Source organism: Neobacillus sp. CF12 (assembly GCF_030348765.1).
GTDB lineage: Bacteria > Bacillota > Bacilli > Bacillales > Cytobacillaceae > Neobacillus.
Map to the genome: position 1 here is coordinate 4407358 of NZ_JAUCEU010000007.1, position 14494 is coordinate 4421851.

17 protein-coding genes are annotated in these 14494 nt (G+C 37.8%); 12 read left to right on the forward strand and 5 right to left on the reverse strand.

Translation table 11 applies throughout. From position 1 onward, the window contains the following. Nucleotides 1-124: 124 nt before the first annotated feature. On the forward strand, nt 125-472 hold the full coding sequence (locus QUG14_RS20890) for a hypothetical protein (protein ID WP_289342360.1): 348 nt from the start codon (nt 125-127) through the stop codon (nt 470-472). Between the two features lie 143 nt (nt 473-615). Here QUG14_RS20890 and QUG14_RS20895 read toward each other — a convergent pair whose 3' ends face one another. Then, on the reverse strand, nt 616-2061 hold the full coding sequence (locus tag QUG14_RS20895; RefSeq protein ID WP_289342361.1) for a L,D-transpeptidase family protein: 1446 nt from the start codon (nt 2059-2061) through the stop codon (nt 616-618). Nucleotides 2062-2379: 318 nt separating this feature from the next. Here QUG14_RS20895 and QUG14_RS20900 point away from each other — a divergent pair, with 318 nt between their 5' ends. Beyond that, a complete protein-coding gene (locus tag QUG14_RS20900; protein ID WP_289342362.1) occupies nt 2380-3108 on the forward strand; it encodes a restriction endonuclease in 729 nt (242 codons plus the stop codon). Nucleotides 3109-3231: 123 nt separating this feature from the next. Then, nucleotides 3232-3531, forward strand: coding sequence for a hypothetical protein (locus tag QUG14_RS20905; RefSeq protein ID WP_289342363.1), 300 nt, complete (start codon nt 3232-3234; stop codon nt 3529-3531). 198 nt (nt 3532-3729) lie between these two features. Here the strand turns inward: QUG14_RS20905 and QUG14_RS20910 are convergent, their stop codons facing one another. Then, nucleotides 3730-3948 (reverse strand): DUF2922 domain-containing protein, encoded by a 219-nt coding sequence (locus QUG14_RS20910; RefSeq protein WP_289342364.1) that lies wholly within the window; start codon nt 3946-3948, stop codon nt 3730-3732. Between the two features lie 33 nt (nt 3949-3981). Beyond that, nucleotides 3982-4200, reverse strand: a complete 219-nt coding sequence (locus QUG14_RS20915; RefSeq protein WP_289342365.1) for a DUF1659 domain-containing protein — start codon at nt 4198-4200, stop codon at nt 3982-3984. A 170-nt stretch (nt 4201-4370) separates the two neighbouring features. Between QUG14_RS20915 and gloA2 the strand changes: the two genes are divergently transcribed. From gloA2 to QUG14_RS20935, 4 genes are all read left to right on the forward strand, one after another. Next, on the forward strand, nt 4371-4757 hold the full coding sequence (gene gloA2 / locus QUG14_RS20920; protein WP_289342366.1) for an SMU1112c/YaeR family gloxylase I-like metalloprotein: 387 nt from the start codon (nt 4371-4373) through the stop codon (nt 4755-4757). A 580-nt stretch (nt 4758-5337) separates the two neighbouring features. Next, nucleotides 5338-5487, forward strand: a complete 150-nt coding sequence (locus tag QUG14_RS20925) for an aspartyl-phosphate phosphatase Spo0E family protein (RefSeq protein WP_289342367.1) — start codon at nt 5338-5340, stop codon at nt 5485-5487. 222 nt (nt 5488-5709) lie between these two features. After that, a complete protein-coding gene (locus tag QUG14_RS20930; RefSeq protein ID WP_289342368.1) occupies nt 5710-6066 on the forward strand; it encodes a nucleotide excision repair endonuclease in 357 nt (118 codons plus the stop codon). Nucleotides 6067-6115: 49 nt separating this feature from the next. Further along, nucleotides 6116-7075: a TRM11 family SAM-dependent methyltransferase gene (locus QUG14_RS20935; RefSeq protein WP_483310749.1), complete on the forward strand. Its 960-nt coding sequence runs from the start codon at nt 6116-6118 to the stop codon at nt 7073-7075. A gap of 99 nt (nt 7076-7174) precedes the next feature. Here the strand turns inward: QUG14_RS20935 and QUG14_RS20940 are convergent, their stop codons facing one another. Continuing rightward, nucleotides 7175-7516, reverse strand: coding sequence for a hypothetical protein (locus tag QUG14_RS20940; protein WP_289342369.1), 342 nt, complete (start codon nt 7514-7516; stop codon nt 7175-7177). A gap of 261 nt (nt 7517-7777) precedes the next feature. On the opposite strand from QUG14_RS20940, the gene QUG14_RS20945 reads away from it, so the two are divergent. Next, a complete protein-coding gene (locus QUG14_RS20945; protein ID WP_289342370.1) occupies nt 7778-7987 on the forward strand; it encodes a hypothetical protein in 210 nt (69 codons plus the stop codon). A gap of 280 nt (nt 7988-8267) precedes the next feature. On the opposite strand, the gene QUG14_RS20950 is transcribed toward QUG14_RS20945, so the two are convergent. Further along, nucleotides 8268-9473 (reverse strand): MFS transporter, encoded by a 1206-nt coding sequence (locus QUG14_RS20950; protein ID WP_289342371.1) that lies wholly within the window; start codon nt 9471-9473, stop codon nt 8268-8270. A gap of 184 nt (nt 9474-9657) precedes the next feature. Between QUG14_RS20950 and QUG14_RS20955 the strand changes: the two genes are divergently transcribed. From QUG14_RS20955 to ganQ, 4 genes are all read left to right on the forward strand, one after another. Then, on the forward strand, nt 9658-10650 hold the full coding sequence (locus QUG14_RS20955; protein WP_289342372.1) for a galactan degradation operon transcriptional regulator GanR: 993 nt from the start codon (nt 9658-9660) through the stop codon (nt 10648-10650). Nucleotides 10651-10801: 151 nt separating this feature from the next. Beyond that, nucleotides 10802-12079: a galactooligosaccharide ABC transporter substrate-binding protein GanS gene (ganS, locus tag QUG14_RS20960; protein ID WP_289342373.1), complete on the forward strand. Its 1278-nt coding sequence runs from the start codon at nt 10802-10804 to the stop codon at nt 12077-12079. A 111-nt stretch (nt 12080-12190) separates the two neighbouring features. Beyond that, nucleotides 12191-13447, forward strand: coding sequence for a galactooligosaccharide ABC transporter permease GanP (gene ganP, locus QUG14_RS20965; protein WP_289342374.1), 1257 nt, complete (start codon nt 12191-12193; stop codon nt 13445-13447). Between the two features lie 3 nt (nt 13448-13450). Continuing rightward, nucleotides 13451-14302, forward strand: coding sequence for a galactooligosaccharide ABC transporter permease GanQ (gene ganQ, locus QUG14_RS20970; RefSeq protein ID WP_289342376.1), 852 nt, complete (start codon nt 13451-13453; stop codon nt 14300-14302). The last annotated feature ends 192 nt before the right edge of the window (nt 14303-14494 follow it).

Below are 14494 nucleotides of genomic sequence, written 5' to 3' on the forward strand. Positions count from 1 at the left end.
AACGCTTCAGGATATTGCGAAATCATAAAAGCTGGGGAACCAGATCCCAAAAAGGAACTTGTACATTTTTCTGAATTAGTTTTAAAAAGGTAGTCAAATAAATGAAAAAATCGGAGAGGATCATATGCAAATTAAAGTATTAGAAAATTCAGAAGTCTGTTCCGTTATTTTTATTCGAGACTATTTGCAGTTCTATTTTGAAGGTGAGTTGACCAATGGAACGTTAACTACTTATTCACTGCCCATTTCAGTTGTCGATGGCAAGGTCTATGAAAATGGTACCATAGGCTACAGGGATTCCTTGTGCTCGTTTATTAATCGCACAGTGAAGGAATTTCAAGTACACAACGGTCAAAAGCTTATCCTGATTTTTGACAACGATGATAGATTAGAGGTCTCATTGGTAAAGGAGACCGTAAATGTACCAGAGGCTGCTATGCTGCGGGTTGAAAACCAGATTAATGTCTGGTAAAAGATCAAAGAAACTATGACTTACATGGAAAACTCCTTTCAACTGAAAGAGGGTTTTTATTTTTTGTTTATATAGAACGTAGTAACAGTAACTGAATAAAAAAATCAGGAAATCATAATCGATTCCTGATTCATATTCTTTGCCTAATAGACGACAACGGGCTCGTGGGTGCTTAGATTTTCATAAACGGATTTCATTACATTAACTGGAACGTTGACACAGCCACCAGATCCAGCTGCTACATACGCATTGCTTGCCCAATTTGTGCGCCAGCTGGCATCATGAAACCCTTGTCCGCTGTTTGTAAACGGAGCCCAGTAATCTACCTCAACCTCATAATTCGCTTTACCAACAGCACTGCCCTTAAGTGTGTAAGGTGTTCTTTTAAACAGGATGTACCAAACTCCTGGTGATGTATCTTCACCAGTGACGTGTTTGCCGGTCACAACATTCGTGGTTAGGACTAATTTCCCCTCTTTGTAAATCCAAATACGTTGTTCTGCAATCGATACTTCCGCATAGGTATCACCGATGCCATAGTTGGTTGTGGTTTCATACCCGTAGCCTTCATTACTCCAGCCATGTCCGATTATATTTGAAGCGGCAATCGATTTCTCTTCTATTTCAAAAGCTGCCTTTACAAGTTCTGTTTCTTTGTCCACATCTAATGCCCAGCCGTAGCCTTGTCCTTTAACGGAAATGACGGAACCTGAGTGGGTCTTAAATGTGAAATCTTTATCTAATGTGGATTGAGTACTATTTATTTCAGCGATTTTCTTATGAATATCGCTTGGGTCAATAGTCACCTTCAAATCTTTTGACACCGTGGCATTTTTAATTAATTCGCTGCCCTTTAGTGTATGAACTTTATCCTGTACCTTATAATCAACCGATTGTTGAAGGAGTTCTTGCAGCTTTTTCTCCTTGTCTTTTACAAGCGGACTGTCTTCCTTGATGGGCTGGATAAAGACTGGATTAAGCTGGACATTACTCGTAAACTTCTGCTCGTCAAATTCCTTTAATAGGCTGGCGACATCATACTGTTCGCCATCTTCACTTGGTGAAACAATAATTTTTCCTTGTTCCAAGTAAACATCCGCGTCTTTAGGTACTTTTAGGTTCTTATTCATTGATAAGAGTTGTTCTTCCACTTGTGTTTTCAACTCTTGGCTCCGATACGGATCTGGGTTACTTGGCATTAATGAGTAAGCTTTTTCCTTTAGTGAAGGGAATAGTGTCTTCTGGTTTTTTAATACTTTTTTCACTGCGGGCAAATCTTTATCGGTAATACCCATCGACGTATCGTTACCGTCTACTAACTTTTGATGCCCAATATACACTTCGTTTTTTAGTACAGATGTTTTTAACTCTTCAAGTGCCTGATCGGCAGTCATTCCACCGACGTTTATGTCATTAATTGAGATATGTGCATTAAAGTGAGTGGTTTGGTAATAGCTGATTGCCGCAAAAACAAGTGCAATAATAATGACGATACTTGTTGCAATAAACTTCCAGTTCCCATACCATTTAGGTGACTTTCCTGATCGTTTATCCAGTTCTAATTCTGATTTATTAACGGTACTTCCCATAACGCTTCCCTCCGAAACCATATATTCCATCTTTTGCTTCCAAAAATTTATTAATATTAACTAATGAATTTCCATTATATTACTTTTTATTTATTTTTTCACTACTATTTTACTATACTTCATAGGGAAAATTTTGTCGTTATTTGAGAGTGGATTACAACTTATCTTCTTTTTAATAGACATAGAGATGGAATTTTAGCTGAAATAGGAGGAAAGATGGAAGATGATAGGTTGTAATTGGTGAAAAATGGTAGAATAATAGTATTGGTCGATATGAAAGGAGCATGCCTAAAGTATGTTTCTAATGGGGGAATTTACTTGAGTAAGAAAAGAACAAAAAAGCAACAAAGACAATTAGAAGATGGGATAAAATTGTTACTTATATTGGTGGCCATGGCTTCTTTTAAGCTTACCCAAAACCTTTATGCAACAGGAGTGAGTGTAGGTGCAGTCCTACTATTAATGATTGTCCTGGCTGTATTAAAAAATAAAAAGAAAATTGAGCGGCTGAGAAACTCTGGCATTGAAGATATTGACAAAATGGATGGTATTCAATTTGAGCATTATCTCAAGGAACTTTACATTTCTAGAGGATATGCTGCAGAAGTAACGAGTGCCAGTGGCGATTTTGGTGCTGACCTGTTGCTTAAGAAGGATGGAAAAAAGATTGTTGTCCAAGCAAAACGATATTCGAAAGATGTAGGCATAATAGCTGTTCAAGAAGTTATGGGGGCAAAATCTTACTATCAGGCGGATGAAGCATGGGTTGTTTCGAATAACTATTTTACCAAAGCTGCAAGAGGACTAGCGGATAAAGGACAGGTGTTACTGGTGGATAGGGATGAGTTGGTTGAGTATATTCTCTTATTAAATCCGGGCAGTGCAACGCAAGTTCCGTCAAAGATGATTCAGTCTAAATCTAGCAGTTTTAATGGAACCTGTAGCAAATGTGGCAGCCCTATGATCGTAAGGAAAGGAAAAAGAGGAGAATTTCTAGGATGCAGTAGTTTTCCAAAATGTCGAAATACAATGGATTTATCCATTTAATTTGTATAATATCGTTGAGCTTTTAATAGATATATTTTTTTGTGAAACTTTTACGTTTAGGAACCCGTAAGAAGTAATTACCAAAATATACAAGAATTTTAAAAAAGGGGTTACGGTGCAAGAATGAGCAAAAAAGATAAATTCAAGGAAAAAGTAGTCAGTTGGTTTTTTGTAGATGAAAGCTTAAGTGAAGAAGAGAGACTGGCAGAAGAAAGAGCCGAGAATGTAATGCTTTGCAAGGGTTTTTCTTCATTTTTTCTTATCAGTGCCATCACTATTTTCGTGTTATTTTTTATAGGAAAATTTAACATCTACGATGGTTTCGGAGCAGAGCTCTTAATGTTCACTATTGTTTTCGGTCTGGGGGCATTGTATTTCGACTGGGAGATAAGAAAGGCAGACAAGAGTAAGACGGACGATTAATAAAAAAAGATTCGGCATAATGCCGAATCTATGAAAAAGGATGGTATGAGAGATGGACTTAGGAGGTCTTCTCATAAAAATATCTTACTACCTAATCATGAACAAACTATTAACAAAGGTTGACGGGGTTGTTAAATATTACGACTACCTACCTCAAATAAAAGAGACCGGTTTCTACCTGAAACCGGCCTCCTTAGATTAAACTATCTCATACTCCATAACATTGCGATCGATTACGCGCGCTCCTTTTACTGAAACATAATTACCTGTTGCTGAAGTAAATACTCCAGATGCGATTATTTCTTCCATTGCCTGCTTCACAACACCTTCCTCAATCGGTTCCTTCGGATTTTCTATTGAAAGACGAGCAGATTTACCTAACTCTGTAACAAATTCCAACTCTAATGTTTTAGCCATTACATTCACCTCCTATCATCATCTATTTTTCCATTACGCTAGTAAATCAGAATTGTCGACTCTCTCCACATTGCTAAGATTGTCATTGGACAAACCACTTACGGCTTGTGCTGCTTGATAAAGTTGATCGGTAGTAGCTGACTTCTGAATGTTGTTAAAGGTCTTTGCTTTTAAAAGCGGTTTACCATCATCATCAATGCCCATTTGGAATACCAAACGTAACTTAGTTGTTTCTAAAACTGCTGTTGCCATTGTTATCACCTCCTTTCACCCTTTATATATAGAAAAGTCGGGTAAAAGGACATGGTGATTGAAAATAAATTTATAAGAAGAAGAAAGTCGTCGAATGTTCGGATACTTTCAATAAAATAATCGTTCATATATATTGTTAATGAATAGGCGAAAGAAGAGGGGATATTTAGATGAAATTAAAGAAGATACACCATATTGCAGTGATCTGTTCTAACTATGAAGTTTCAAAAGACTTTTATGTACGGATTTTAGGGCTTACTCCTATAAGGGAAGTGTATCGTGAGGAAAGGGAATCGTATAAACTTGATTTAGAGGTAAATGGACAATACCAAATTGAATTGTTTTCTTTTCCGGACCCTCCAGTTCGGGTCAATTATCCAGAGGCAGCAGGATTGAGGCATTTGGCGTTTGAAGTGGAAAATATCGAAGAGGCAATTCAGTACCTCACCTCCGTGGAAGTGAAAGTAGAGGATATTCGAATAGATCCCTGGACACAAAAGAAATTTACCTTCTTTGCAGATCCCGATGGGCTGCCTATTGAACTTTATGAATGTTAATATCGTTGCCCACTAAAAAAGGTAAATCACAGTGATTTACCTTTTTCGTATCATTATTTTTTCTCTGATACAGCAAAGTAATTTTCTTCATTATCCGCGAAGTTTAAGAAGTTAATCATCGACAAATAATTCACCTAGATACTCGGCATGTTCGAGATATTGCAACACAAATTCAGTCAAGGACATGGGGATTTTGGTGTCCTCTAGCCAATAATCATAACTTTTCGCGATGGTTTTCTTGATAAGGTCGTTGCCCAGCCACTTTTTGGCCCGTTTATGATCAAGGCTGGAGAGGACATGTGTCACTTCCTGGATACTGGTTATCCTGAACACCACCTTAAAATTGTGATTTCTCTACTATATGCAAAAGCAGCTGCCAGAATTTTAACTATTAAAACCTTACAAGCAATTTTTTAAAGAAATATTCTACTATAAATGACAAATTCCACTACCACTATATAATTACTGTGGGTATAGGAAGAACGCTGTCGAGATTTGATGATAGAAATTATTTCATTATAATCGTTTTTTAGGGTACTATTTTTATAAGTAATAAGACTTAGATAAGGAGTTTTTTATAATGACAAACGAAGACTTAATGGAGCAGATCGAAAGCTTGAGAAAAATGATGGTTTCTGTAGGTATTACCAAAGGATTTACTGCTACAGAAACAGTTAGTCTAAGTAAAAAGCTAGATGATTTATTAAACCAGTGGGTCTTATCTTCTTAAATGAATCACCTAAAGTAGTACTATGAAATACATAAAAAAAGAAGTGAATATAGCAGTATCTATGCGGTGTAAAGAAAATTAAACTCCCTTTTATATGAAGGGAGTTTAATTTTTGCTTGCTTTTTAAGGTAAGTGAGATTAAATGTTTGCTGCCAAGGAAATAGTATTATATGTAGATTTGTGATATTATTTAAAGCACTGTAGAAAGAGGAAGTGAACTGCTTGATTAACATTACCGTTCCAAAGCCAGACGTTACCATTACGAAACAAGACAATCCAGAGATGAGCAATATTTATGGTTTTACTGAATTTCATCTTATCACTCGTGAAAAGGGTGGTATCTTCATGTTTTATAATAAAAATGATGAGTTATTGTTTGTGGGTAAAGCTCGGAAGTTGCGCCCTAGAATCAAAAAGCATTTTGAGGATACCGTTTCGCCAATCAAAAATCATCGAGATGAAGTCACCAAAATTGAAGTTTGTGTAATCGAGGATCCGACACATAGAGAAATTTATGAGACTTACATTATTAACGAACTTAAGTCGAAGTATAATATCGACAAGGTATTTTTTAGATAAAGACTAAAAGGCAGTAGGGAAACCTATTGCCTTTTTATTATAGAAAAGGATGAGAACAATAGTGGATACCTTTATTTATACATACGCCAGTTATGAGGATGAACGGTCATTGCGTGCGTTGGAGATGCGCTCATTGTTTGGGTGTGAGTCTGAAACGAGTATTTTAGAAAGCGCTGTAAAAATAGATCCTAGTCGAAGTCCGTTTATGAAGGAACGGATTGGAGTGATTTATGAAGGGGATAGTCTCCAAGACCTTCTTGTGAATGTCGCAACCTTACACGTACCCGGAGAAACATTTAAAGTACTGTATGTAAAAAACGGCAGTGTGAAGGAAACGTTCGAGAGAAGGCGTGCGATTGAGAGAGAAGTTGGTTTGCAAATCAATGGTGTAGTGGATCTTCAGCAGCCTCAGCGTTTATATGGTGTCATGAACATAAATGGTAGATGGATTTTTGGTGATTATGTGGAAGGTGAATCGGTTTGGTTTCGCCATCAACAGAAGCCTAATCATTACTCGACCGCACTAAGCACGCGTGTGGCAAGAGCAGTAGTGAATATCGCAATTCCAGACCCAAATGGGGTAAAAGTGATTGATCCATGCTGTGGAATTGGGACGGTCCTGGTTGAAGCCCTGTCGATGGGCATTGATATTGTGGGGAGCGACAATAACCCAGTGATTCTCGCCGGAACAAGAGCGAACATCAAACACTTTGGGCTTTCTTGCGAAGTGAAGTTCCTAGATATGCAAAATATCACCAATCATTATGATGTCGCGATTATCGATTTACCCTACAACCTGTGCTCCGTCCTATCACCTGAGGAGCAGCTTGAAATGCTTCAAAGTGCCCGGAGGTTTGCAGACAAAGTTGTCGTGGTGACCGTTGAACGGGTTGATGAAGTACTTCTCGAAGCAGGATTTGAAATTTTAGACAGAGGAGTTGCGAAAAAGGGGGGATTTACTCGGGAAGTGATTGTGTGTAGAAGTAGAATACCTTCTTATACCGTTTGAAGGGGTAAATGCCCATAACCCTGTTTCTGGAGGAGGTTATGGGTATTATTATTAAAGTTGATTCGAATTTTTTGTATCACCACTGATGAGTATTTATTCCTAATAATCATCAAAATCATAATCGGTGGTATGGTGTTTGTTTTTGTAAGGCGATATCATCATGGCGATGAAAAATATGGGGATAATCAGATTCAATTTTGGGTGGGTGAAAGCTAGTACCACCATACCTAAAAGCATCATAAGTGTAAGCGCTTTTCTATTTTTTTTCATCATCACTCCCTGGTAAAAACGTTGCCACTTTTCGTTGGGTTTCATTTTTCCAGGCTCTAGAATGAAGCCAATAAGGAAAAACAGTGCAAGTCCCGTTAGCATATAGTTCATAAACATGAGGATAAAGCTTAAAAATAATAAAAAACAATAAACCTGCTTTTTATATTTCATTCATTCCATCCCCCTCAAGATGAATAGGCAATGATGTTCTTTTTAATGGGTATTCAGGTGGCAGGTTATTTATTCTCTGATGCAGTTTCGGAGGAATCATAAAACTAACCTATAGATAGACAATAAGTGGCACTTTTATAGGGGGCATTTTTGTTTTGGCAGGACTATTTTTTAACCTCAGGTGTCTGGAGTGACCGAAAAGAAAAAAGATGAAGAGTTTCGGTCACTGCAAGGTGTCTGGAGTGACCGAAGAGAAAAAAGATGAAGAGTTTGGGTCACTGCAAGGTGTCTGGAGTGACCGAAGAGAAAAAAGATGAAGAGTCTTGGTCACTGCAAGGTCTCTGGAGTGACCGAAATGGAAAAAGAGAAGAAGTCTCGGTCACTGCAGGTGTCTGGAGTGACCGAAAAAAAAAAGATGAAGAGTTTGGGTCACTGCAAGGTGTCTGGAGTGACCGAAAAGAAAAAAGATGAAGAGTTTCGGTCACTGCAAGGTGTCTGGAGTGACCGAAGAGAAAAAAGATGAAGAGTCTTGGTCACTGCAAGGTGTCTGGAGTGACCGAAGAGAAAAAAGATGAAGAGTCTTGGTCACTGCAAGGTCTCTGGAGTGACCGAAAAGAAAAAAGATGAAGAGTTTCGGTCACTGCAGGTGTCTGGAGTGACCGAAATGGAATAAGGGAAGTCGTCTTGGTCAATGCAAAGGAAGGTATAATCAAAATAAAAAAAAGCAACGAACTTTCGCTGCTGTTTTTGTCTATACTTCATGCTTTATCTTAACACCTTTCCTAAAAACAAATCCCACTCTTTCAGTTGAAATAATTTTAAACAATAGTCCTTGTATAAAGATCGCAACTAGCAAGTAGTAATAGATCAGCTCTTGAGCAAAAAGGTAAAGTCCGATAAACGTGATAACAGAAAGAATTCTACCGATATTCAACATAATTTCTCTCATTACCATTGATTCCGTACGAAGTCCCGACTTTGGTAAGTCCTTAATTGTTCTAAACATAAAGCTAAAATAGGTAACGCCTAATAGTGCTTTACTGATCTCATTTACGATTAGGAAGATAAATACGGTCCAGATATTCATATGGAGAATCATCGGGATACAAGCTATGAAGTACATGATCCAGACGATAAGTAAGGTATAAGGTTCCCTTTCTCGATGGTTATACTTTGAATGCCATAGACTTGAAAGGACAGCGACACTCCCAAACAAAATCGAACTGATTCCCACAAGGAATTCATTGTTTACATTCATAAATAAGATGACTGTTGGGAAGAAACCTAGTAACCCCTCACAAATTCCCCAAATGAACCATCCCATCCACATTGGTTTTAAATTTGGCTTTCTGGTGTTAAATCTCCATAATAACGGTAGATACAAAGGCTTTTTGGCAGAGTTATCCTTTGGAAGGCGAAAACTAAGGAGTAGACCCGTTAAAAATAACAACAGAGAAAGAGCAAACACAAGATTGTAGCCCATTAAATCCAATTTAGAAATAATAAATCCTGCAAATGCGGGACCAAATGTATTGACTACGCCAAAGACGGCCATTTGTTTACCCATAAATTGTGAGCGGGAATGATTGTCTACCAAGTCGTAAATCAATACGAGATAGCCTAACCAATAGAAACCTGCAGCCGTTCCATTCAAAATACCGATTAACATCGGATAAGAAGCGGTTTGTTCTTGTAAAATAATAACAAGTAAGTAAAAAATCGCTGTTAAGCCTATGCCGATTTGAAAACTAAAGATACGGTCGGTCCTTTTTGAAAGCAAAGCACCAACAGCAAAAGATACTGTTCCAAAAAAGAAGGTTACCAGGATAAAGGAGGCATTGACTGTTAGATCATTTGAAAGTCTCCATAAATAAAGGTTTAAGAACAAACCTGACATCGTAGTGGCTAAACCGTAACACGCATGGATAATGAGTAATAATTTTTGTAATCGACTCACTTTGTTCCCCTCTATCCTTGTAAACTGATTTCAAATCAAAAGTATACCGATTAGCTTAGTGGTATGTCTATATGTTTGTTATGGAAAATTTACTTGAATTTTTGTAGATACTGTCGTAAAATTTAGTAAATAAGTTTACTAAATAAAATACACTTTTGATAAAGAATAAATGGAGGTAACGCAGATGGCAACGATAAAAGATATAGCAGAAAAGGCGGGTTTTTCTACTTCCACCGTTTCTCGGGTTCTCAACAATGACCAAAGCCTTTCTGTATCAGATGAAACGCGTGAAAAAATTTATGAGGTGGCTGAAGAGCTTAACTACCGTAGAAAAACGGTACGATTATTGGTTAAAAATATCGCCTTTTTATATTGGTTAACAGATATTGAGGAATTGGAAGATGTTTATTTTAAAGCAATGCGCATTGAGTTAGAAAAAATGGCAAGCCTATTCAATGTAGAATTGATTACCTACAAAATTTCTGACGGCATTCACCAAATTCCAGATTCGATTGAAGGATTCATAGCCGTAGGTACTTTTTCAAACAAAGAACTGGCATATCTAAAAAGCATTACGTCGAATGGGGTCTTTTTGGATACTTCTCCTGATCCGAATCATTTTGACTCTGTCAGACCTGATCTGCCGCAAATAACGAGAAAAACCGTGGATTTCTTAATGGAAAAAGGTCATACCGAGATTGGTTTTATTGGCGGTACGTATCACAATCCAAATAGTGATAAGGATGAAATGGATTTGCGGGAGCGTGTGTTTCGCCGGTATATGGAGAAACAAGGATTACTAAAAGAGCAATTTGTTTTCCACCGCAGGGGATTTTCTGTTGATACTGGCTATAATTTGATGAAGCAGGCCATTGAACAACTTGGAGATCAGCTGCCGACAGCATTTTTTATTGCTGCAGACCCGATTGCGGTAGGTTGCCTTCAAGCGTTAAATGAACATGGAATTGCGATACCCACTCGGGTGAGTCTTGTCAGCATTAACAATATTAGTGTGGCGAAGTATGTGTCACCACCGCTTACTACTTTCCACATTGATATGAGGGAAATTTGTAAAAATGGTATTCAGTTATTGCTTGAACAAGTCGTTGAAAAACGCAAACTAGTAAAAACTTTATTTATCGGTTCTGAATTAGTGATACGAAAGAGTACTAATTAGTCATTAAAGTTTTGTAAAATAATTTACTGATTCTAGTAAAAAAGTTGTTTACATGTTTTCTAGGCAGTGGTATATTGTACTTACTGAAACGCTTACACAAAAGTGCGAGGTAAAACGAACTACTAAATTTATTTTGAAAGGATGTACATCCATGAAGAAGTTTAAAAAATACTTTGGTCTTATGAGTGGTATTGCTTTAAGTTTATCTTTAGTTGCCTGTGGTCCACAGGATGACGCGAAAGAAGGCGGAGACACAAAAGACGCTGATAAGCCGAAAGAATTAGTTGTTTGGGAAGATATTATGAAAGGTGAAGGTATTAAAGACGCCATCGCCAAGTTTGAAGAAGAAAATGATGTAAAGATCACAATGGTAGAAAAACAATATACAAAACAAATTGAAGACTTACGTTTAGATGGTCCAGCTGGGACAGGCCCAGACGTTTTAACAATGCCAAGTGACCAAATTGGTACAGCTGTTACTGAAGGATTAATTAAAGAACTTGATGTTGATAATGCAACTCAAGAGATTTATACAGAAGCAGCGATGAATGCGCAAAAGGTAGAAGGTAAAGTTTACGGCTTACCAAAAGCAGTTGAAACTACGATGCTTTATTACAATAAAGATCTAATTTCTGAAGATCAATTACCAGAAACACTTGATGAATGGTATGAGTATTCAAAAGGTGTTGCTGATGGGAAGAAGTTTGGATTCTTAGCACTATTTGATCAAATTTATTATGCAAACAGTGTGTTAAGCGGTTATGGTGGTTACATCTTTGGTCAAGATGATGCCGGCACTTATGATCCAAAAGATATCGGAATTAACAATGAAGGTGCCGTTGAAGGTGCGAAATATATTCAAAAGTTCTATAAAGAAGGTTTATTCCCAGCGGGTATTATTGGGGAGCAAGGTATCAGTGTAATTGAGTCCTTATTTACAGAAGGAAAAGCAACTGCGATTATTTCTGGTCCATGGAATGTTGAACCGTTTACAAAAGCGGGAGTAAATTGGGGTGTACAAAAATTACCAGCACTTGGTAATGGTAAAAACATGAGCGCGTTCGTTGGTGTGAAAAGCTACAACGTAAGCTCATACTCTAAGAACCCAGAGTTAGCTGAAAAGTTTGTTGAGTTTATTGCCAATGAAGAAAACTCTAAAAAGAGATATGAAATTACACAAGAAGTTCCAGCTGTTGCTGCTTTAGCGAACGATCCAGTTGTTACTGAAAGCGCAGTGGCAAAGGCTGTTGCTGAGCAATCTAAATTCTCTGTATTAATGCCAAACATTCCACAAATGAATGAAGTTTGGGCACCTGCTGACTCTGCATTACAAACAATTGCAACAGGTAAAGCAGAACCAAAAGCAGCATTAGATCAAGCAGTAGAAACAATCGAAGGTCAAATAGAAGCAAAACACAGTGGTAAATAATCAGAAATGAGCATAATGGTGTCAAACGGTAACAATGTTTGACACCATTTATTGTATAAATACGACAATTAGAGCCGATAAAAAGGTCATCTATATAAAGAGGTGAAGAAAGTGCAGCATCGAACAATAGCCCCACTATTATCCATCGTACCAGGATTAGGCCAATTTTATAATAAGCAATGGATAAAGGGTCTTATCTTCCTCATTCTTGCAGCTTCGTTTATTGTAGCATTTGGAGATCTACTTAATATGGGATTCTGGGGTCTTCTAACACTAGGAGAAGAAGTGCCTCGTGATAACTCCATTTTCCTTTTAGCAGAAGGGATTATTGCGTTAATTGTAACGGCTTTTGGTCTAGGGATTTATTATTGGAATTTAAGAGACGCTTATACGAATGGAAAATTACGTGATGAAGATTATCCGGTAACTTCATTAAAGAGTGAATATCAAAATTTGATTGCTCAAGGGTATCCTTACTTGGTTAGTGGTCCCTCCTTATTTCTATTGATTTTTGCAGTTATTTTTCCAATCTTGTTCAGTTTTGCTTTGGCATTTACGAATTATGATTTATACCATTCGCCTCCTGCAAACTTAGCAGATTGGGTTGGTTTAGAGACTTTTGCTGAAATTTTTACCGTTGATATTTGGCGGGCAACATTTTTTGATGTTTTAGCATGGACGGTCATTTGGACCGTTGTAGCGTCAACCCTACAAGTGAGTCTTGGTATTTTTATCGCCATTGTGGTGAATCAAAAGGAAGTTCGCTTTAAGAGATTCTTTCGTACCATTTTGGTTTTACCATGGGCGGTACCGGGGTTTGTAACCATTTTAATTTTTGCTGGACTATTTAATGATAGCTTTGGCGCCGTAAATAATGATATTTTAGCGTTTTTCGGTATCGATCCGATTCCGTGGATGACGGATGAAATGTGGTCGAGGGTAGCACTGATTCTCATGCAGGGATGGCTCGGTTTCCCGTATATCTTTATCGTAACAACGGGTGTTCTTCAATCGATTCCAGAGGATTTATATGAAGCAGCAACAATTGATGGAGCATCTATTTTTGCTAAATTTAAGAATATTACGCTGCCGATGATTTTCATTGCGATGGCACCGATTATCATTACGCAGTTTACCTTTAACTTTAATAACTTCAATATTATTTATCTTTTCAATGGCGGCGGTCCTGCTGTGGCTGGATCAACGGCTGGCGGTACAGACATCTTAGTTTCATGGATTTATAAGTTGACCATGCAATCCAGTCAGTACTCATTGGCAGCTGCTTTAACGATTCTATTATCGATCTTTGTCGTTGGGATCGCTTTATGGCAATTCAGACGGACAAATTCGTTTAAAGAGGGGGCTTAAAAAATGCAGACAACTATGAAAACCAATCGCTTATTACGTCTCTTTTTTACCTATGCCTTCTTACTTTTTATGACCGTGCTGATTGTGTACCCTTTGCTTTGGACAGTAGGGGCAAGTTTTAACCCTGGTAATAGTTTAATCAGTACGTCGATTATTCCGGAAAACCCAACCCTGGATCATTATAAAGAGTTGTTTGCCGGAAAAGAGAGTTTGCAATATGGCAACTGGTATTTAAACTCGTTGAAAATAAGTGTGTTTACGATGCTGGGGGCGATGATTACCGTGTCGTTTACAGCGTATGCTTTTTCACGTTTTCGCTTTAAAGGGAGAAAAAATGCGTTAATGTTGTTCCTGTTACTTCAAATGATTCCGCAATTTGCGGCGTTAATCGCGCTGTTTGTCTTAGCGCAAATCTTAGGAATGATGAATAGCCACTGGTTATTAATCCTCCTTTATATTGGCGGACAAATTCCGATGAATACGTATTTAATGAAGGGCTATATGGATTCGATTCCGATGGACCTTGATGAAAGTGCCAAGATTGATGGTGCAAGCAACACTCGGATTTTTTGGCAAATTATTTTGCCATTATCAAGACCGATGTTGGCGGTTGTGGCGATGAATGGATTTACAGGTCCGCTAGGTGATTTCGTATTATCATCGGTTATTTTACGAACACCTGAAGCTTTCACTTTACCGATTGGATTATATAAATTGGTGAACGATGTTATGGGTGCAAGTTATACAACCTTTGCAGCTGGTGCGATCTTGATTAGTATTCCGATTGCGGTTACTTTCTTGTTGCTGCAAAAGCAGTTTGTATCTGGTTTAACCGCAGGCGGAACGAAAGGCTAAAAGACAAATCTCAGGGTAGAGGAAGGAGATTTGTCCTTAAAAACCCTGATGAAGGACAAATCTCAAGGGGAAGGAAGAAGATTTGTCCTTAAAAACCCTGATGAAGGACAAATCTCAAGGGAAAGGAAGAAGATTTGTCCTTAAGAACCCTGATGAAGGACAAATCTCAGGGCAAAGGAAGAAGATTTGTCC

What these genes read in the sequence shown, in the direction of transcription:
- QUG14_RS20945 (WP_289342370.1), top strand. Translation starts at nt 7,778, where the DNA reads ATGAAGAGTTTGGGTCACTGCAAGGTGTCTGGAGTGACCGAAGAGAAA.
- QUG14_RS20925 (WP_289342367.1), top strand. Translation starts at nt 5,338, where the DNA reads ATGACAAACGAAGACTTAATGGAGCAGATCGAAAGCTTGAGAAAAATG.
- QUG14_RS20940 (WP_289342369.1), bottom strand. Translation starts at nt 7,516, where the DNA reads ATGAAATATAAAAAGCAGGTTTATTGTTTTTTATTATTTTTAAGCTTT.
- ganS (WP_289342373.1), top strand. Translation starts at nt 10,802, where the DNA reads ATGAAGAAGTTTAAAAAATACTTTGGTCTTATGAGTGGTATTGCTTTA.
- QUG14_RS20905 (WP_289342363.1), top strand. Translation starts at nt 3,232, where the DNA reads ATGAGCAAAAAAGATAAATTCAAGGAAAAAGTAGTCAGTTGGTTTTTT.
- gloA2 (WP_289342366.1), top strand. Translation starts at nt 4,371, where the DNA reads ATGAAATTAAAGAAGATACACCATATTGCAGTGATCTGTTCTAACTAT.
- QUG14_RS20915 (WP_289342365.1), bottom strand. Translation starts at nt 4,200, where the DNA reads ATGGCAACAGCAGTTTTAGAAACAACTAAGTTACGTTTGGTATTCCAA.
- QUG14_RS20935 (WP_483310749.1), top strand. Translation starts at nt 6,116, where the DNA reads ATGAGAACAATAGTGGATACCTTTATTTATACATACGCCAGTTATGAG.
- QUG14_RS20890 (WP_289342360.1), top strand. Translation starts at nt 125, where the DNA reads ATGCAAATTAAAGTATTAGAAAATTCAGAAGTCTGTTCCGTTATTTTT.
- QUG14_RS20910 (WP_289342364.1), bottom strand. Translation starts at nt 3,948, where the DNA reads ATGGCTAAAACATTAGAGTTGGAATTTGTTACAGAGTTAGGTAAATCT.
- ganQ (WP_289342376.1), top strand. Translation starts at nt 13,451, where the DNA reads ATGCAGACAACTATGAAAACCAATCGCTTATTACGTCTCTTTTTTACC.
- QUG14_RS20955 (WP_289342372.1), top strand. Translation starts at nt 9,658, where the DNA reads ATGGCAACGATAAAAGATATAGCAGAAAAGGCGGGTTTTTCTACTTCC.
- QUG14_RS20895 (WP_289342361.1), bottom strand. Translation starts at nt 2,061, where the DNA reads ATGGGAAGTACCGTTAATAAATCAGAATTAGAACTGGATAAACGATCA.